Annotated in this window: 18 protein-coding genes; 17 read left to right on the top strand and 1 reads right to left on the bottom strand. The window is 49.9% G+C overall.

Features of this window, described 5'->3' with window-relative positions; all coding sequences use genetic code 11:
* The first annotated feature begins 5 nt into the window (after positions 1-5).
* From K7G70_RS02760 to K7G70_RS02680, 17 genes are all read left to right on the top strand, one after another.
* Positions 6-443 carry a type IV pilus modification PilV family protein gene (locus tag K7G70_RS02760; protein WP_223787072.1) on the top strand — a complete coding sequence of 146 codons (438 nt, stop codon included), beginning with the start codon at positions 6-8 and terminating at the stop codon, positions 441-443.
* The gene (locus K7G70_RS02755) at positions 440-1141 is read left to right on the top strand and encodes a prepilin-type N-terminal cleavage/methylation domain-containing protein (protein ID WP_223787071.1); all 702 of its coding nucleotides are present in this window, start codon (positions 440-442) and stop codon (positions 1139-1141) included. The genes K7G70_RS02760 and K7G70_RS02755 overlap by 4 nt, the downstream gene beginning before the upstream one ends.
* Positions 1138-2022, top strand: coding sequence for a type II secretion system minor pseudopilin (locus tag K7G70_RS02750; protein WP_223787070.1), 885 nt, complete (start codon positions 1138-1140; stop codon positions 2020-2022). Before K7G70_RS02755 ends, K7G70_RS02750 begins: the two co-directional genes overlap by 4 nt.
* On the top strand, positions 2019-3170 hold the full coding sequence (locus tag K7G70_RS02745; protein WP_223787069.1) for a PilN domain-containing protein: 1152 nt from the start codon (positions 2019-2021) through the stop codon (positions 3168-3170). The genes K7G70_RS02750 and K7G70_RS02745 overlap by 4 nt, the downstream gene beginning before the upstream one ends.
* Positions 3160-3774, top strand: coding sequence for a type II secretion system protein GspM (gspM, locus tag K7G70_RS02740; RefSeq protein WP_223787068.1), 615 nt, complete (start codon positions 3160-3162; stop codon positions 3772-3774). The genes K7G70_RS02745 and gspM overlap by 11 nt, the downstream gene beginning before the upstream one ends.
* The gene (locus K7G70_RS02735) at positions 3764-4477 is read left to right on the top strand and encodes a hypothetical protein (RefSeq protein ID WP_223787067.1); all 714 of its coding nucleotides are present in this window, start codon (positions 3764-3766) and stop codon (positions 4475-4477) included. The genes gspM and K7G70_RS02735 overlap by 11 nt, the downstream gene beginning before the upstream one ends.
* Before the next feature lie 32 nt (positions 4478-4509).
* Positions 4510-6663: a type II secretion system secretin GspD gene (gspD, locus tag K7G70_RS02730; protein WP_223787066.1), complete on the top strand. Its 2154-nt coding sequence runs from the start codon at positions 4510-4512 to the stop codon at positions 6661-6663.
* The gene (locus tag K7G70_RS02725) at positions 6653-7063 is read left to right on the top strand and encodes a hypothetical protein (protein ID WP_223787065.1); all 411 of its coding nucleotides are present in this window, start codon (positions 6653-6655) and stop codon (positions 7061-7063) included. Before gspD ends, K7G70_RS02725 begins: the two co-directional genes overlap by 11 nt.
* A gap of 168 nt (positions 7064-7231) precedes the next feature.
* Entirely contained in the window at positions 7232-8650 is a 1419-nt protein-coding gene (locus K7G70_RS02720) for a hypothetical protein (RefSeq protein ID WP_223787064.1), read from the top strand.
* Positions 8651-8766: 116 nt separating this feature from the next.
* Positions 8767-9972, top strand: coding sequence for a hypothetical protein (locus tag K7G70_RS02715; RefSeq protein WP_223787063.1), 1206 nt, complete (start codon positions 8767-8769; stop codon positions 9970-9972).
* A 3-nt stretch (positions 9973-9975) separates the two neighbouring features.
* Positions 9976-10911 carry a peptidylprolyl isomerase gene (locus K7G70_RS02710; RefSeq protein ID WP_223787062.1) on the top strand — a complete coding sequence of 312 codons (936 nt, stop codon included), beginning with the start codon at positions 9976-9978 and terminating at the stop codon, positions 10909-10911.
* A complete protein-coding gene (locus K7G70_RS02705) occupies positions 10912-11667 on the top strand; it encodes an ABC transporter permease (protein ID WP_223787061.1) in 756 nt (251 codons plus the stop codon).
* Positions 11668-11679: 12 nt separating this feature from the next.
* The gene (locus K7G70_RS02700) at positions 11680-12840 is read left to right on the top strand and encodes an ABC transporter ATP-binding protein (protein WP_223787060.1); all 1161 of its coding nucleotides are present in this window, start codon (positions 11680-11682) and stop codon (positions 12838-12840) included.
* 1 nt (position 12841) lies between these two features.
* Entirely contained in the window at positions 12842-13642 is an 801-nt protein-coding gene (locus K7G70_RS02695) for a glycosyltransferase family 2 protein (RefSeq protein WP_223787059.1), read from the top strand.
* 11 nt (positions 13643-13653) lie between these two features.
* Positions 13654-14526 carry a class I SAM-dependent methyltransferase gene (locus K7G70_RS02690; protein ID WP_223787058.1) on the top strand — a complete coding sequence of 291 codons (873 nt, stop codon included), beginning with the start codon at positions 13654-13656 and terminating at the stop codon, positions 14524-14526.
* Positions 14527-14529: 3 nt separating this feature from the next.
* Entirely contained in the window at positions 14530-16329 is a 1800-nt protein-coding gene (locus K7G70_RS02685) for a hypothetical protein (RefSeq protein WP_223787057.1), read from the top strand.
* Positions 16326-17147 (top strand): glycosyltransferase family 2 protein, encoded by an 822-nt coding sequence (locus tag K7G70_RS02680; RefSeq protein ID WP_223787056.1) that lies wholly within the window; start codon positions 16326-16328, stop codon positions 17145-17147. Before K7G70_RS02685 ends, K7G70_RS02680 begins: the two co-directional genes overlap by 4 nt.
* On the opposite strand, the gene rsmI is transcribed toward K7G70_RS02680, so the two are convergent.
* Positions 17122-17982, bottom strand: a complete 861-nt coding sequence (gene rsmI / locus K7G70_RS02675) for a 16S rRNA (cytidine(1402)-2'-O)-methyltransferase (protein WP_223787055.1) — start codon at positions 17980-17982, stop codon at positions 17122-17124. The genes K7G70_RS02680 and rsmI overlap by 26 nt on opposite strands.
* Positions 17983-18012: the final 30 nt, after the last annotated feature.

Here is an 18012-nt window from a genome sequence, read left to right as displayed (position 1 = left end):
GCTCGATGCCAAACAACCGCAGGCGTCACCAGGGTTTCACCCTGATTGAAGTGATTGCGTCCTTCACCATTTTGGCCATGACCTTTATGGTGATTTTGGAAGTCTTGTCGAATTCCAGCACCAACACCATCAAATCTTCTGAGCGGTCGAAGATTGCGCTGTTGGCACAGAGCAAAATGGATGAAGTCGGCCTGATCATCCCCATTGAAGAAGGTTCTGAGTCAGGCAGCTTTGATGATGAGGTTGATTGGAACGTGTCGATAGTGCCTTATGAGGTGCCTTATGATGGCAATGTGCAAATGGATTTTGCCCCGGTTGACCTGTACAAAGTCAATCTGACCTTGAGTTGGTTGGATGGTCGCGGACAACGGCGCAGTGCCGATTTTGTGACCTTGCGGGCGATGACCGCGGATTACAGCCAGTCCAGAGAGGTGGGCCGATGAGGCGGCAACAGCAGGGTTTTACCTTGATCGAGGTCATCGTGGTGTTCACCTTGTTGGCGATGATCATGGCGATGATTTTTTCGGGCATCGATGCCGGGCGTCGCACGGCTGAAAAAGGTGAAAAACGCATCACCGCCATCAATGAAATGAGGGTGATCCAAGGCATCATCCGACACCAGGTGTCCCGAGCCATGGGCATTGGGGTGGCCGAATCAAATGATGGGCAAATTCTGAAATTCATGGGCGATGCCAGTTCGATCACCTATGTAGGACAAATGCCTGGCTACCTCGGCTCGGGTGGTCCCCACATCCAAAAACTGGAATTGGTCAACGCCGATGGTGGCATGCTGTTGCAATTCACCCATGGATTGATGAGCAATTACGACGACGAGGATGAGCAATCGGCCTTTGATTCAGCCGAACCCATTGTGCTGCTGGAAAACATCCGGGATGGCGCCTTTGCCTTCATTGAAGTGGATGAAGAAGGCTTGCCCACCGATTGGGTCAATGAATTGGAAAACCCGGTGGCCATGCCCCTGCTGGTGCAGTTGGACCTGGAAATGCAGGCCGAAGCCAAAGAAGACTGGCCCTTGTTACAAGTGGCGATCCAAGTGGATGGCTCCAGTGCCAACATGCGCAGGCGCAACAGCACCTTGAACATGTTGCAAAACCGCGACAACAACGGTGAGACCAAATGATGAAGCGGCAACAAGGAATTGCCTTGGTCTTGGTGCTTTGGGTGACGCTGTTGATGAGCGTCATTGCTGGCAGCTTTGCCTTGTCAGCGCGCACCGAAAGTTTGCAATCGCGCATCCTGTTCAATGAGGCGCAAGCCCGGTTTTTGGCCGAGGCTGGTCTCAATCGAGCGGTCTATGAATTGCGCAACCCCGACCCCGAAACCCGTTGGATTGCCGATGGTCGGGTGCATCGGTTTCAATTGGACGGTGCCTCCATTGAAATCAAGATCACCGATGAATCAGGCAAAATTGATTTGAATCAGGCCGGCGAGGAACTTTTGGTGGGATTGTTTGCCTCAGTGGGCATTGAATACGATGAAGCCATTGGACTGGTGGACAAAATCATGGATTGGAAAGATGCCGATGAAGAAATCAGACTGGCCGGTGCCGAAGACGCGGATTATTTCGCTGCCGGATACCCCCATGGGGCCAAAGACGCTCCGTTTGACACGGTGCCAGAACTGATCCAGGTGATGGGTATTGATTATGAGGTCTACCAAAAAATCCAACCGGCATTGACGGTCTATTCAGGCCGCAAAAACATCAATTTGGCTTTTGCCCCCAAAGAAGTGCTGATGTCAATCGATGGCATCACCGGTGAAATGGCCGATGCGTTCATTGCCGAACGTCATGGCATCGAAGATGTCAATGGACAGCTGCCGATCCTGGCCGAAGGCTATAATGGGCAGTTTCGCGGCGGCGGAACCACTTTCAGCATCATCAGTAAGGCCACCTTGCCCAACAAACAATATGCTGAAATCGATGCCACCATCAGGATGGGTGGTAATTTACAAGGACGCCCGTTTCGGGTGGTGCGTTGGAGAGATAACGAACACAAATGACAACATACATTGAAAAAATAACCGAACCCTTATCGCAGTGGTACCAACAGTCCAGCATCCATGCCTTCATGGTATGGTGGACCACCGAAATGAAAGCCATGGTACCCAGCCAGTATCAAGCCAAGTTGTTTCCCCGTTCTTTGTCGGTGTTTGTGACCGATGCCGAGGCCGGTGATGACGCGGTCCAACTGTGGCAACAAGAAGGCCATGAAATGTCGACCTTGACCTGCGACGACACGGTGGCCGACAAAGAATGGTGGCATCAGTTGAATCACTATTTGGGCACCGCCGAGCAAACCACAGAAGTCACCTGTTTGTTGCCCGAAGCCAAAGTGCTGATTCGGGAAGTGGCCTTGCCCGTGGCGGTGTACAACGAGGTGGAGTCGGTGCTGCAATTCGAATTGGATAAGTACATCCCATTCAAAGCCGATGAAGTGGTGTTTTCTTGCGACAAAGGCGAAGTGGTTGAGGGCAGTGAAAAATTCCCCGTGACCTTAACCGCCATCAAACAAGACGAGCTGAATACTTTGGTGTCCTTGTTTGAAGCCAAAGGCGTGCAATTGTCTGGCATCGATGTCAACTGCGGTGATGCCCAGCAACCCCAAGCCATGGGTGTAAACTTGTTGCCCAAAGAAGTGCGCAAGAAAAAAGACTGGACCCAGATCAAATGGAATGCTGGCTTGTCGGCTGTGGCCATTGCTTTGTTGTGGTTTGTGATGTTTTCATCACTGGAAAACAAACAAGCCAAAATCGAATCTTTGGAAGCCCAAGTGACAGAGTTGCGCAAAGATGCCCGCCGCGCCAAGCTGATTGAGAACCAACTGAATGAATCCATCCAGGCGGCCAACTTTCTGGGCAACCTGAAAAAGAACACCCCATCCCGGTTGTTGATGTTCAGTGAGTTGACCCAAAAAGTCCCGATGAATACCTTTTTGACCCGGGTGATGATTGACAACGAACGATTGGAAGTGGTCGGTGAGTCGGTCAATGCCAATGCCTTGATCCCCATTTTGAACCAATCGGCGCTGTGGTATGAGCCGGCGATCATAGGTAATGTGACGCAAAACCCCCGCACCGGCAAAGAAAAATTCACCATCCGTTCGGACTTCAAACCGGCCGATGCCGAGGAGGCTGGCAATGAATCTTGATCCACGCGTCAGTCGCTGGGCGGCCCTGCTGGTGCTGTTGCTGATGTTGACCACCATTTACTTTTTGTTTTTCCACTGGTTCTTTGTGGCCCATGCGGAAAAAAACGAAGAAATTGTGATGCTCAATGATTCCCGACAGCAGTACATCAATGAAGCGGCCAAAACGCCGGAATTGCGAAAATTGTTGCAAGACGTTAAAGCGGCGGTGGGTTCCAACAATGAATTTCTACAGGCCGATTCAAAAAACCTGGGCAATGCCGAGATCACTTCGATCTTTAAAAACATCGTCAATCAACAAACCGATGAAACCGCTGCCTGTCAAATCATCAGCCAGTCGCCCACTCAGGACCGCGAACCCGAGCAATTTGAAAAAATAATATTGCGTGTTAGAATGCGCTGCCAATACGAAATCTTTGTCAAAATACTTGAATTGATTGAAGAAAACACCCCTTCATTGTTTGTCACTGATTTGCGTGTTGAGTCACGTAATGTGAACCGCTACAGAAAAAATGCCAATCAACCCTCAGCGCCGGAAAACCTGGAAATCCGCTTTGATTTGTTTGCGTTTTTAAAGAATCCGATCGAAAAAGACGATGAAAAATAACGTGTTTGCCAATGGCCTGCTGGTCTTCATAGGTGTGCTGATGTTGTTGGCGGCACTGCAGCTGTTCGGCTGGGGCCGTGGCACCGATTCGATGGAGCCGGAACCGTTTGATCCGTCTACCTTGACCCAATTGGAGGTGGCTGAGGAAGACAATCTGGTCAAAGTCAGTGACAAAATGGTGGTGCAAATCACCGATGCCCCTTTGTTCAGTGATGACCGAACCCCTTTTGTACCACCACCTGAAGATCCGGTTGTAGACCCAACCACTGATCCGGTCGAAGCTGAACCCCTGAAAGCCAAAGTGACCAGCATCATCATCACCGATGAAAACAGTTATGCCATGGTCTACGATGAACTCAGTCGCGAACGGGTGACCCTGAAACAAGGCATGCCTTTGCCTGGTGACCAGGGTTTGTGGGTGGTTAATCAGATCAAACCGCGGGCTGTGACTTTTGTGGCCGATGGCGAAGAGCCGGTCGAGTTGGAGTTGGAAGTGTTCAGTGGTCAATTGGCCGGAGGTGGCAACAAAGCCATCACCCGTGATCGGAAACGAAACAACCGCAATAAGAACAACAGAAACAAAAACAAAGATGGTGCCGATGACAAAGAAGCACAGAAAAACAGTGCCGAAGAAATCCGACGAAAAATTGCTGAACGTCGGGCGCAAATGAGGGCCAATGCTGCCAAAGGAAAGAAAGAATGAAGAGAATAATTAATATCACAGGAATTGCAGGCGTGTTTGCCTTACTGTTGAACGGTTGTGTGACGCAGCCCAAAGACCTGAGTCAGGAATTGGACAATTCAGATTACCTGCGGGGGGTGGAGTCTACCGTCTATTCAGGTGAGGTGTTCAAAACCGGCGAAGACGTGGATCGCAGCAGATTGACTGAGGACCTGTATCCCGGCACCGGCGAATTCATCAATTATGAGGCCGCTTCTCGAGACCGCGCGGTGGTTTCGGCCCAAGGTGAGGTGACTTTCAATTTTGAAGGGGAGTCATTACAGGCCGTGGTGCATTTCATTTTGGGTGAAGTGCTGAAAGAAAACTACGTGATAGCGCCCGGTGTCAGCGGCAAAGTGACCTTTGCCACCGCCAAACCGGTGTCCAAACAACAAATCATTCCGATTCTGGAAATGATGTTGAGTTGGAACAACGCCGCCTTGGTGATGGTGGAAGACCGCTACCATGTGTTGCCAGAGAATCAGGCGATCAAGGGTTTGTTAACGCCCAAGTTAAACCGGGTCAAGCAAGGGGGTGGCTATCAGGTGTTGGCGGTGCCATTGACCTATGTGTCGCCGACTGAAATGGAGAAAATCCTGGAACCCTATGCCAAAGACGGGGCCGTGGTTAAAGCCGATAACGCGCGCAACATCCTCTTTTTGTCGGGTAATAACAGCGAGTTGAGTAATTACCTGGAGACCATCGAAATTTTTGACGTGGATTGGTTGTCCGGTATGTCCACCGGTATTTTTTACCTGAAGCAGGTTGAATCCACCGACATTCTGGCTGAGCTGGAAGCCTTGTTTGGTGAAGGGGCAGATAATCCATTGGCCGGCATGTTTCGATTTTTGCCTTTGGAGCGGTTGAATGCCGTGATGGTCATCACCCCTCAACAAGAATATTTGCGCCAAGCCAAGACTTGGATCGAACGTTTGGATCGGGCCGATGCCGATGGCGCCTCTAACCTGTATGTTTACAGTGTGAAAAACATCAAGGCCGATGATTTGGCGGCCTATTTGAATGACGTGTTTGGCGGCAGTGGCGGCAGCGCCTCTTCGCGCAAAGCCAGTGCCGGCAACGTGGCTCCCGGCGCCCAAGGCAAAGAAGTCAGTTCCAGCGGGGCGAACAACGCCAACACCAATCGGCGCCGCACCACCAACAACAGTTCTGGTTCTGGCATCAATGACATTTTCATTTCGGCGATTGAAGAATCCAACCAACTGTTGATCAAAGCCGGGGTGGTGGATTATGAAAAAATTCTGTCGGCCATCCAGCGTCTGGACATTGAGCCCCTGCAAGTGTTGGTGGAACTCAAAATCATTGAAGTGACTCTGGATGACTCCATCTCGTATGGCATGGATCTGTTGTTCGGTGATGGTTCGGACCCCATTGATGGAGACGGCAGCACGGTGTTGCCTGAACCGAAAAGCAGCGTCCCATACAATTTTCAAACCGAAGGTGCGCGCATCAACAGCGGTGGCATCGCCTACAGTTTTTTGGGGACCAATGCCCAAGCCCGGTTGACGGCTTTGGAGAAAGAAGGCCGGGTGGCCTTGTTGTCCAGCCCATCCATGCTGGTGCTGAACAACAAAAACGCCACCATCAATGTGGGCGATCAGATCCCCATCACCAATGTGGGCTCCATCAACAACGGTGGCACCGTCAACAACGGCACCATTTCCAGCACCCGCTTCATCCAAACCGGTGTGCAGGTAGACATCACCCCACGGGTTAATCCGGGCGGGCTGGTTTATATGGAAGTCAGTCAAGACGTCAGTGCACCCGGTGATCCCAGTACAGAAGGGGGTACACCACCCATTTCAACCCGTGCTTTGGTCACAGAAATTGCGGTCCAAAGTGGCAACACCATTGTCATGGGCGGATTGATCAGTGAAACAGACACCTATTCCCGTTCCGGTTTTCCTTTGTTGAGCCGCATCCCGGTGATTGGCAATGCTTTTGGCTCCAAAAGCAAACTGTCCAAACGCACCGAGTTGATGTTGTTGATCACCCCCACAGTGGTGGAAAACCCAGAACAAGCCAGACGGGTGACCAAAGAATACGCCAAGAAATTCCGTGGCCTACAACCCATTCGGATCAACCAAGAGGACCGCGATGACGCATCAGAACAAACCAATAACAAGGAAAACACAGACCATGAAGAATAAATTCCGTCTAGCCCTGCTGTCTGCGGTGGCTTTCTTGGCCTTGACCGGCTGTCAGCAAAGCGAAGATTTGGCCACCAGTGTCAACAAGCGTTGGGCCGCCATCATCGAAGACGATTTTGACACGGCTTATGCCTATTTTTCACCCGGTTACCAAGAAACCGAAAGCATCGAGGCGTTCAAACTCAGAATCTTGACCGCCAAAATCAATTTGCGCTGGACCCAGGCCGCATTCATCGGCTCAGAATGTGCCGATGAAAACGTTTGTGAGGTCAAGGTGAAAATCGATTACAGCTACAATTTCACGCAACGATCATTGGGTGGAATGGAGGTGCAAACCGAAGTTTTGGAAAATTGGATTAAGCAGGACGACGGTTGGCGTTTTGTGCCCAAGAGCCAATGATTTGAGGCCCGAAAACTGGGGCTTTGAATGACCAAAAAATCAGAAAAAGTGCTTGTTTCTGCCGCACAGATAAATTATCATTCACTTTGCTATCTTGTATAGCTTCGTTCATATGAGCGGGGATATTTTAAAATAGCCCTGATATTTTTATTAAATTTGGAGTTAGAAATGAAAAAAAATAAACTAACTATGGCTGTTGCTGCTGGTATCGCGGGTGTCGCGGGCATGGCAAATGCGCAACAGTACATCAACCCGGAAGGTACTGGTCAAGTGTTGATCTATCCTTATTATTCTGTTAATAACGATCTGAACACCTTGTACTCAGTGGTTAACACCACTGCCGAGACCAAAGCGGTTAAAGTTCGTTTCTTGGAAGGTGAAAACACCTTAGAGGTACTTGACTTTAACGTTTACCTGTCTGCATACGACGTATGGGTAGGTGCTTTGACCCCGACCACTTCTACTTTGGCTGGTCACGTTGGTGAGCCTTCTGCGTCTCACTCTACTGGTGACACTTCTTGTGCTCCTTTCTTGAACAAAGCCGGTCAAGAGTTCTTGTCATTCACCATCGATGCTGACGTTCCTGCGGTAATCGCCGGTAACACCAGCATGCGTCGTGCGACTGACGGTCACTTTGAGATTTTAGAAATGGCTACCTTCAATGGTCCTACCATCGGTTGGGCTGACCACGGTAACACTGGCACACCAGGTAACTGTGCTGCCATCGAAGCTGATTGGGACGACAACACCATCTACAACACCGCTGACGAAGACGTGGTAACTGGTGGTCTGTTTGGTTCTGCTTCTATCGTTAACGTAAGCGAAGGTTTGGCCATGACTTATGACGCGATCGCCATCGATCGTTTCTGGAGAAACGCTGCTGGTTCTCACACAGAGCCAGGTTCTTTGCTGCCTTCTTTGAACGAAGGTGACATTGACATCGTGGTCTTCAACGAAGGCTTCGCTGCTCCTTCTACTTTCGGTACTGGTGCTGAAGCCGTATCTGGTTTGTTCACCCGTCAAAACGTTTACAATGAGTACGCTTTGGACGAGTTCATTGCTGGTAAGTCTGAGTGGGTTGTTACTTTCCCAACCAAACGTTTCCACGTGAACCAAGTTCCTGTTGTGGCTCCTTTCGTAAACCCATGGGACGGTGTTAACTCTTGTCATGACTTCACTTTGATCATGTTTGACCGTGAAGAGCAAAGCCAAGTTGTTAACAACGGTTCGATCTCTCCACGTCCTCCAGTTGGTACCAACCCAGCTCTGTGTAAAGAGGTTAACGTTGTTGAGTTCATCCTGCCTGGTGGTGTAGCTGGTGCTGAATCTTCAATCATGGGTTCTGACAACCTGGTTACTGTAACCACTCCGACTACTGCGGTTACTCAAAACGGTTGGGCTGACATGGCCTTCATCGAAGACTCAGGTATCCCTTACGTGACCAACGCTCTGTTGGGTGCTGACTACGCTGGTTTGCCAGTTGCTGGTTTCGCTGCTCAACAGTTCACCAACGGTGCAGCCGGTCCTGGCTTGTTGGCACAATACGCTGGTCTGTTCGTACACAAAGGTCGAGTGGTTTCACTGTAAGACTTTTTGTCGGTATACGAGAAAAGGACAAGATTTTATCTTGTCCTTTTTTTATGAATAAAAAATTAACACAATATCTTGTATAATCCAATTTTATACGTGAAATGAGAGTACCAATGCGCAACGTTCTTTTATTAACTTTGGTCATGTTTTTTCAGTCCACCCACGCTGAAAAATTGATTTTCAACAACAACAACGAAGAAGTGGAAATCACTGGTGAAGCTCAAATTGACTTCGAAACCGGCGACATTTCTGTGACCACTGTTGGTGAACATCTGATCGTCGACAGCAATGATGACACCCCCGTTATTTTGGGTTTCTATCCCAGTGATTATGACATCACTTTGGGCAGCAGCATCACAGTCAACTGGAGTGTGGCCTATGCCACCAGTTGTGCGGCGAGCACCACGGCCGGCACTTCCACCTGGAATGGTGTGAAAAATGCCAACAACGGCAGTTGGTCGCAATCAGGCATCACGGTCTCGGCGCTGCCAGCCATTTTGACTTTAGATTGTCAAAATGCGGCGGGCACCTCAACCGTCAAACAATTCACCATCACCGAGCAAACTGGCGGAGGTGGTGGCGGTGGTAACCCAGCAATCACTTTTTTCCGGGTTAACTCACAATCTCCCAATGCCACGGTCAATGGCACCGCTTCGGTCAGTTGGGCTGCAAGCAACGTTTCAAGTTGTACAGCCAGTGCCAGTCCAGCAGTGGCTGGATGGGCCGGCAGCAAAGCCTTGACCGGTAATCAAAGCGTGAATTTCACCCAATCGGGCACCATCACCTTAACTTGTGGCAGTCAGGTGGCTAATGTTAACGTGACTTTCAACGCCAACTCAAGTTGTAGCCCAACGGTTTATCCAGCAGGCTTGGAGCGGGTTGAAAAAGTTTACACAGAAATCAATGACGGCCAGCCGTTCGGGGTGTCTACCAACACCGATGTGTTGGAAGACATTGGTATCGGTCAATTCCTGTCGGTCTCTGGCTTCTCATTGAACCAGACCAATTTCAGACGACGCATCGTGTTTGAGCAAGCCCCGACCAATCACCGCTTGATGGAAAATGCGACCATTTCGGTGGCTGAATGTCCGGGTGATTTCAGTGAAACCGCACAATGTGTGAAAGCCGTGAACAACTTCAGTAACATGTTCTTCTCAACCAATCCAGCAGACAACCCTGCCTTGTATTGTTTGATGGACAAAGACACTGTTTACTACTTCAACATTGTGTTGTCTAACGACCCCTACAATGTGACGCCCGAGTGTAACAACCCGGTACATGAAGTTTGCGCGATCTTCTATACCGAAACGTCGTTCTAAACAATGAAGTTCATATTTTTGTTGATCACTTCCTTGCTTGATCACAGTTCCTTTGTGATCAAGCAAGGCAGCACAGAAGTGAAGATCAGTGATGTCGATGCCTATGTATATTTGTTGCCCAGTGAATCGCGTGGCGGATTCGCTGAACAAACGGCACAAATTGAAAAAAACATCTACACCATTTTGAACATGAACATCGTCCACCGGTATTTGATGGATTCTGAGCTGATGGACACTGAACCATTCAGTCAGATTCCAGCTCAAGTGGCAGCGGTGGAGCTCACCATCGATGATGAGTTTTTTGCTAAACTGGATTTACAGAAAGATGCCACATTGGCTTCGATCAAACAATTCATGATCAAAAAAGAATACTTCAGGGCCATGTTGCAGCACGTCAAAGAAAGTGTCACCCCCGAGAGCATGGCAGATTTGATCAATGAATACTATCTGGTGCACAAAGCCAAATATGTAGATCCCGAATCACGCGATTTGTCGGTGATCTCAGTGGTGGACAAGGATCAAGCCAAAGCCTTACAAGCCCAATTAAAAGGACAAGACTTGGCGCAATTTCATGCCATGGCCAAAACACATTCCACCGATCCCAGCGTGGAGTTGAATGCAGGCAATTGGGGTGATTTCAGAGAATCTGATTTTCGTTACCACTTTGTTAATCATGTGTTCAATGCCCCAGTGGGCGTGATGGATGATGTGTATTTCCACAACGGTGAATACCTCATTGTCCGGGTGAATGCCATCAATGCAGCCCAGCCGATGTCTTTTGAACAAGCCAAAGATCAAATCTATCGTGAATTGAAAGACAACACCATCAAACGCAAAATTCAAAGCATCATCAACACCCAAGCACGTTACGAAATCGAAATCAACCCAGAGTCCACAGCCCACATCTTTGAGAGATACAAAGTATTCATTGAAGAATAAATGTTTAGATTCTTTTTGCAGAAAGAGATCAAAGACAGGTATCTTGGCAATTCATCGGCGCTGTTGTGGATCATTGTTCATCCGCTGATTTCTTTACTGATTTATGCCTTTGTGTTTGGCATGATCTTCAAAGCCAGGGTCCCCAACTTACCTGATAACGCCTTTGTGACTTATTTGGCCATGGGTTTGTGGCCCTGGATGGCGTTTTCTGAGTCGGTGTTGCAATCCATCACCGCGGTGATCAACCGCAAAGATTTGTTGGGTAAAGTGAAACTGGATTTACGCCAGGTGGTGATGGCCGGCACCACCGCCAATTTCTTACTGCATGGTTTGGGCTTTGTCGCCATCATTATCTTGTTAATGGTGTTGGGTCGTTTGGATCCCTCCTGGAATTTATTGCTGTTGCTGGTGCCCTTGTTGTTGCTGTTCATTTTGGCATCCGCTTTGAGTTTGTTGTTTGCTGCTTTCTATGTGTTTTACCGTGATTTAAAACAAATCATCTCGGCCCTGTTGCCCTTGTTGTTTTTCTGTACCCCAATCATCTATTCTTGGAGCATCATTCCTGAATTTGCCAAACCCTATTTGATGTTGAATCCCTTGTTGCCAGTGATCAATTTCATTCATGATGCGGTATTTGACTTGAATCCATTGAATTGGGTGTCCTTGATGTATGTGCTGATTGCCAGTTTGGTCTTGTTGTTTCTCAGCAACCGTTTCTTCCAAAAGTTGGCCCCACGGTTCGATGATTTTGCCTGATCGTTGCCTGTCATGAGTCTGATAGAAATCAACCAATTGAACAAATTTTATCCGCATGTGGTGAACAACAAGCAACGCATCAAGGGCATGTTGAACATCCTGTTCAATCGGCAACACAGTGACGGCGCGCATGTCCTCAAAGACATCAGTCTAACCGTCGAAGCCGGTGAATCATTGGCCATCATCGGTAAAAACGGCGCCGGTAAAAGCACCTTGCTGAAAATCCTGTCTGGGGTGATTCAACCCACTTCAGGCCAGTTTCAAGTCAACGGCACGATCGGGGCGTTGTTGGAACTGGGCTCCGGTTTTGATCCGGAGTATTCGGGCATTGATAATTTGCACATGGCAGCGGCCATGGCCGGATTGGATGGCGATGATGTGGAGCAGAAAATAGCCCGCATGATTGAATTTGCGGCCATTGGTGATTACATCCACGAGCCGGTGAAAAATTATTCATCAGGCATGGTGGTGCGACTGGGTTTTGCGGTGATCACCCAAACCAAGCCTGACTTGTTAATCACCGATGAAGTGCTGGCCGTGGGGGATGAGAGTTTTCAACTCAAATGCCTGCGCTGGATCGATGAATACATGCAACAAGGCGGCACCTTGTTGTTGGTGTCTCACAGCACCTACCATGTTCAAAAACTGTGCCAAAAAGCCGTTTGGTTGGAGCAAGGGGCGGTGCGGGCTTATGGCGACGTGTTCAGCGTCACCCAAGCCTATCAAGACGCCATTGCCGATCCGCATGCCATGCCTTCGGGTGAGCAAGTCAACCGCTCGACTTACCACATCCATGACGCGCAGATCATGCACCAAGGTGAAACCTGCGAAGCCGTGGCATTCAACAGTGATCTGCTGCTGCGTGTACAGGTGTTCACCCCGGATCAACAGGTGCCAGGGATCTGCATTGGCATCGTGACCAACCAAGGGGTGCCGGTGTATGGTACCTATTCCGAGTTGCATGATTGTCAGCCAGTTCGTGATGAACAGGGCTTTGTGGTGTATGAAATCGGCTTGCCAGGTTTGAAATTGCTGCCAGGATCCTATCAATTCCGTTTTCACACCATGACACCGGAAAACATCCAAATGATCGATACGTTTGAACAACCCTTGAAAATCACCGGCCAATCCCGCGAAATGGGCACCTATCAAATCACAACCGAGTGGCGTTGAATTGAACATCGAAATCGTGGTTCCCATTTACAACGCGCATGACGTGACCCGTCGGGCACTGCAGGCCTTGCAGCAGCATAACCAGAATGATCGGGTGCTGTTGATCAATGACGCCTCCACCGACCCCAGAATTGCCGATTTGTTGCGCCAGGTCCCCAGTCATTGGCAGCAGCTGCACCACACGCACAATCAAGGCTTTGTCAAAACCGCCAACGCCGGTTTGCGTCACAATACCGGTCACAGCGTGTTGTTGAATTCAGACACCTTGGTCAGCGCCGGTTGGCTGCAACGCATGGCAGAAGCGATTGATGGGGTGGACCAACTGGGTACCGCCACACCATGGTCAAACAACGCCGAGATCTGTTCCATTCCAAAGACTTTGTACAACAACTCGGTGCCAACAGACCTCACTGCTGTGGCGCATCAGCTGCATGAAAAACACCGACCCTCCTATCCCGAGTTGCCCACTGCCGTCGGTTTTTGTATGTTGGTCACGGCCGCCGCCAAACAAACGGTGGGTTATTTCGATGAGGCCACCTTTGGTTTGGGTTATGGCGAGGAAAATGATTATTCATTGCGGGTTGCACAAGCCGGCTTGAAGAATGTGCTGGTGGACAACTGTTATGTCGCCCACGTCGGCAATCAGTCATTTGGTGAGCGCAACCTCCGGCCCAATGCACAAACCATGCAGCGCTTGTTACAAAAACACCCAGAATATGGCTCGCTGGTGGAAAAATTCATTGAAAATGACCCGTTAAGGCAGTTACGCGAATCAATCGTTGATAAAATAGCTGCTTTTTAATCAGGGGCCCCATGGCTGATTCAGGCTTGACATTCACCGGCGAGCGGTTTTTACCCGAGTGTGAAAGAGAAATCTGGTATGAGCATTACCACCGTTATGCCATGGCTTTGCACTGGGTCAAAGACAAACAGGTGTTGGATGTGGCTTGTGGTGAAGGCTATGGCAGTCATTTATTGGCCACAGAGGCCGCCTCGGTGTTGGGAGTGGATGTGTCAGCAGCCGCTGTTGAACATGCCCAAAGAACCTATCCCCATGAGCGCTTGAAATTCGTGGAAGGCAATGCCTTGCAACTGCCAGTGGCTGATGACAGCATGGATGTGGTGGTTTCATTTGAAACCCTGGAACATTTGGCTGAGCATGAACAGTTGCTGGCAGAATTCAAACGGGTGCTCAAAGTCGATGGGGTGTTGCTGATATCAACCCCTGACAAAAAAGAATATTCAGACAAAACCGGCTTCAACAATGAGTATCATGTCAAAGAACTCTATGCCGATGAATTTGCCAATTTGTTGGCTGATTTTTTTGATCACACCCTGTGGTATGGGCAAAAGTTGATGTTTTCTTCCAACTTGTGGCAGTTGCAACAAGCGCCCAAAACCATGCAACATGATTGCATGGGCACCGATGAGCGATTGGCAGACCAACCCCTGTTCAATCCCGTTTATTATGTGGTGGTGGCCAGTCAGCAGCCCATCAATCCCAACCAACATCCCCACATGTTCAGTTTTACGGAACAAGCCGAACAGGTATACGGCCATTACAATGCGGTCATTCGGGCCCACATCAAAGCCGAACAAGACTGTCTACAATTACAAGCCAAACAACAAAAATGGCTGGATCATCCCATCATTGGGCGATGCATCAAATGGTTTGGCAAGGAGTGAACAATGGAATTTGAATTTAATTTTGGTGAACACCAAATCAGTAAACCCCAACCACAAGACCCCACCTTGTATGCTTCGGTATCTGGCACGGTACAACAATTGTCTAAAGAAGAGTTGGTGTTCATGGAGCACCACAATGGGGTCAACCACGTGATGACCATGCAGGTGTTACAAGCCATGGGCTTGACCCAGCAGTTCAAGCCCATGCATGAACACATTCAAGTGATTGAAGCCAACATCCCTGAACTGAAGGGGCAGGCCGCCGCCATTGACAAGGTATTGGGGTTCTTGAAAGACAAGTCGCTGATGATCAGTGAACAGCAATGGCTGGATCGAATTCAACAGCACCAGCAACGCCGTGACATTCCCCATGCCGGCATGGTGATCAGGACCTGTCAACGACCAGACAATTTACAGCGCTTGCTGGACTCGTTTGAACTGTATTGCCAAAAACACGGCAGTTTGGATGTGGTGTTGGTGTTTGACGACTCGCCCGACAGCAAATCACAAGAAGCCAATCAAAAAGTCTGTCAGGCGGCCAAAGTGAATGTGAAATACCACGGTCAGTCGTGGCAAAATCAATTCATTGGCATGCTGAAAGACGAGTTTCCTGCAGACCACCGCCAAATCGACTGGCTGCTCAGTGAACAAGCCGGATTCACCGGCGGCCGGGTGTGGAACCTGGCTTTGTTGGCCTTGGCAGGTAAAAAGTTTGTGTTTTATGATGATGACTACCTGATCCAACCACGCCAAGCCGAACAGTACGATTTGAGCCAGGTGAATTTATCCGATGAAGCCACTTTGAATGTCGGTTTTGGTTTGAACATACGAGACATCAAGGCCAAAAGCCAAAAGCTGGAAAGCGACGTGTTGCAACACATGGTGGATGCTTGTGGTGAACCTTTTGGCTGGTGGTTAAGTCAACAAGACGGGGCCCAAACGTCCAGTTTGTATGGTTGGCGCTTGATGGATCTGGAGCGCCTCAACGCCCATTCCCTGATCAAATCCACCGGCAACGGTACCTGGGGCAGCCCGCGGGCTGAGAGCAACTATTGGTTGTATTTGTTGAAAGGAGAACAGCGCGAAGCCTTTTGGCAGGACCGCGAGACCTATTTGGACAACATCGAGGCCTCGCATTTGTTGCACTACTCACCCAATTACCAGGCCTTGTCTTGTGCCAATTTTGCCCCGTCGGCCATAGACAACAGCAGCCTGACCCCCTTTGTCATGCCGATCAACAAAAATGAAGACCATTTTTTCAATTGCATGATGATGGGTTGTTATCCCAATCAAGTGTCCTTGCATTTTCCGTTGATGATGGGGCACATACAAACCAGCAATAGAGAACGCAGTGGCATGAACCACATTGCCCGCCGCCCCAATTTCAATAATTTTGTGGCCGACTATGTGTTTTCTATTTTGGGCCACATCCATTCCAGTGACGTCATCAGCCGTTATGAACACATCCGCTCGGCGATCGATGACTTGCGCACCTGTGATGATCAGGCCTTGGCCAATCGCTTGAATGAATACATGACCAAAACCCGGTCAAACCTGGTGTTGTCTTTGCAGAACATCATGGATGAGGTGCCAGACGCGCCGATTTATTGGCAAGCCGATGTGCGGGAAATCATTCAAGCCAACGGCAAAGCCGTGAAAACCACACAAGCGCCCGTGCTGACCGATTGGGACGAGTCGATGGACACCGAAGCCTGTGTGGCCAAAGCCCGTCACGATTTAAAAGAAGTGGTTGAAGCCATGGCGGTGTGGCCCAAATTGTGGGCCTTCTGTCTGGGGCAATGAAACCAACCACTGCGCAACCCGAGCCTGCCATTGACGTGGTCGTCGTCAGTCACAACTCGGGTGCTGTGCTGCAGGACTGTTTGGCCGCTTTGTTGCAACCAGCTGCTGCCGCCATCCGCATATGTTTGGTTGACAATGCATCCACCGATGATTCGCGTGCCCTGATACCCAACGATGAGCGCATCACAGTCATCAACAATACCCAAAACTTGGGTTTTGCCACCGCCTGCAATCAAGGCGCGCAAACAGGGCAGGCCCCAACCGTGGCATTCATCAACCCCGACTGCTTCATTCAAGCCCAACAATTACAGCAGCTGTCGACCACCTTGGACGCCACCCCAGGTGCGGTGCTGGTCGGTTGTCAGGTGTTGAATCAAGATGGCAGCCTGCAACCCGCTTCGCGTCGGCGCTTACCAACTTTGTGGCGGGTGCTCTGCCACATCACCGGTTTGTCGCGCTTGCCTGGCTTTCGTGGCATCAACATCCGTGAAACAGCCCCGCCACAGCAAGCCCAGCCGGTGGAGGCCGTTAATGGGGCTTGCTTTGTGGTGCAACGGGCTGCGTTTGAAGCCATTGGCGGTTTTGATGAGGGATTCCCATTGCACTTTGAGGATTTGGACCTGTTTGTCCGCCTACAACAAAATCAAGGGCAATTGTGGTACGAACCCGCGGTGGCCGTGACCCATTTGCAAGGCCATTCCGAACAGCGATCGGCGGTGATTAAAGCTTGGAAAAAGCAAGGCCTGCGGCGCTACTTTCGCAAACACCGGCCGCGGTGGGAACATGCCTTGATCAAGGTGCTTTCGCATCCAGCATGAATTGATACACCTGTTTTTTGTTGATGCCGTAATGATCGGCCACCACCTTGGCCGCGGTTTTCGGCGGCAGGTGTTGTTGTAGTTGGCTCGCCAGTTGGCGCTGTTCTGGTGTCAATTGTTCATCGGTATCGGCTTTCTGTCCTTGGATGGCCAACACAAACTCCCCTTTTTGGTGGTTTCTGTCAGCCACAATCAAATCAGTCAACTCATTGAGAGAACCACGAAACACCTGTTCAAAGGTTTTGGTCAATTCACGCCCCATGGCCACCGGGGTGGTGGCACCAAACACCGCCAACAAATCATCCACACAGGCCACGATGCGGTGTGCTGACTCATAAAACACGTGGGTGCCAGACAACGGCAACCAGGCTTCCAGGGCCTTGATCCGTTGTTGTGATTTGGCCGGCAAGAAGCCATGAAATGTGAATGGATTGGTGTTCAAGCCGGCCACCGACAGCAAGGCGATCAAGGCCGAAGGACCGGGAATGGGCACCACCGACAGCTGCTGCTCATGGGCCAATTGAATCAGTGGAAAACCGGGGTCGCTGATCAATGGGGTGCCGGCATCTGACACCAGTGCCACGTTGTGTCCCTGTAACAAGCGGTCGATGATGCTTTGGGCTTGTTGATTCTCATTGTGTTGGTGTAAGGCCAGGGTTTTGCTGTCGATGCCATGGGCCTGAAACAGGCGCTGACTGTGGCGGGTGTCTTCGCAGGCCACCCAGTCACAAGCTTGCAACACCTCAATGGCGCGCAAGGTGATGTCTTTGAGGTTGCCTATGGGTGTGGCCACCACAAACAAAGTGCCTGTGGCCTTGTCGGAAGATTCATTCATCGAACAGTATTTTAATGATTTCTGAGGTAA

This window comes from Marinicella meishanensis, from assembly GCF_019931145.1.
Classification (GTDB): domain Bacteria; phylum Pseudomonadota; class Gammaproteobacteria; order Xanthomonadales; family Marinicellaceae; genus Marinicella; species Marinicella meishanensis.
This window is presented reverse-complemented; position numbering and strand designations above follow the sequence as displayed.

Bases quoted from the DNA above. Each gene is read 5' to 3' on its own strand.
- rsmI (WP_223787055.1), bottom strand. From the start codon at position 17,982: ATGAATGAATCTTCCGACAAGGCCACAGGCACTTTGTTTGTGGTGGCC.
- K7G70_RS02750 (WP_223787070.1), top strand. From the start codon at position 1,138: ATGATGAAGCGGCAACAAGGAATTGCCTTGGTCTTGGTGCTTTGGGTG.
- K7G70_RS02735 (WP_223787067.1), top strand. From the start codon at position 3,764: ATGAAAAATAACGTGTTTGCCAATGGCCTGCTGGTCTTCATAGGTGTG.
- K7G70_RS02715 (WP_223787063.1), top strand. From the start codon at position 8,767: ATGCGCAACGTTCTTTTATTAACTTTGGTCATGTTTTTTCAGTCCACC.
- K7G70_RS02755 (WP_223787071.1), top strand. From the start codon at position 440: ATGAGGCGGCAACAGCAGGGTTTTACCTTGATCGAGGTCATCGTGGTG.
- K7G70_RS02680 (WP_223787056.1), top strand. From the start codon at position 16,326: ATGAAACCAACCACTGCGCAACCCGAGCCTGCCATTGACGTGGTCGTC.
- K7G70_RS02685 (WP_223787057.1), top strand. From the start codon at position 14,530: ATGGAATTTGAATTTAATTTTGGTGAACACCAAATCAGTAAACCCCAA.
- K7G70_RS02700 (WP_223787060.1), top strand. From the start codon at position 11,680: ATGAGTCTGATAGAAATCAACCAATTGAACAAATTTTATCCGCATGTG.
- K7G70_RS02760 (WP_223787072.1), top strand. From the start codon at position 6: ATGCCAAACAACCGCAGGCGTCACCAGGGTTTCACCCTGATTGAAGTG.
- K7G70_RS02710 (WP_223787062.1), top strand. From the start codon at position 9,976: ATGAAGTTCATATTTTTGTTGATCACTTCCTTGCTTGATCACAGTTCC.
- K7G70_RS02725 (WP_223787065.1), top strand. From the start codon at position 6,653: ATGAAGAATAAATTCCGTCTAGCCCTGCTGTCTGCGGTGGCTTTCTTG.
- gspM (WP_223787068.1), top strand. From the start codon at position 3,160: ATGAATCTTGATCCACGCGTCAGTCGCTGGGCGGCCCTGCTGGTGCTG.
- K7G70_RS02720 (WP_223787064.1), top strand. From the start codon at position 7,232: ATGAAAAAAAATAAACTAACTATGGCTGTTGCTGCTGGTATCGCGGGT.
- K7G70_RS02705 (WP_223787061.1), top strand. From the start codon at position 10,912: ATGTTTAGATTCTTTTTGCAGAAAGAGATCAAAGACAGGTATCTTGGC.
- K7G70_RS02745 (WP_223787069.1), top strand. From the start codon at position 2,019: ATGACAACATACATTGAAAAAATAACCGAACCCTTATCGCAGTGGTAC.
- K7G70_RS02690 (WP_223787058.1), top strand. From the start codon at position 13,654: ATGGCTGATTCAGGCTTGACATTCACCGGCGAGCGGTTTTTACCCGAG.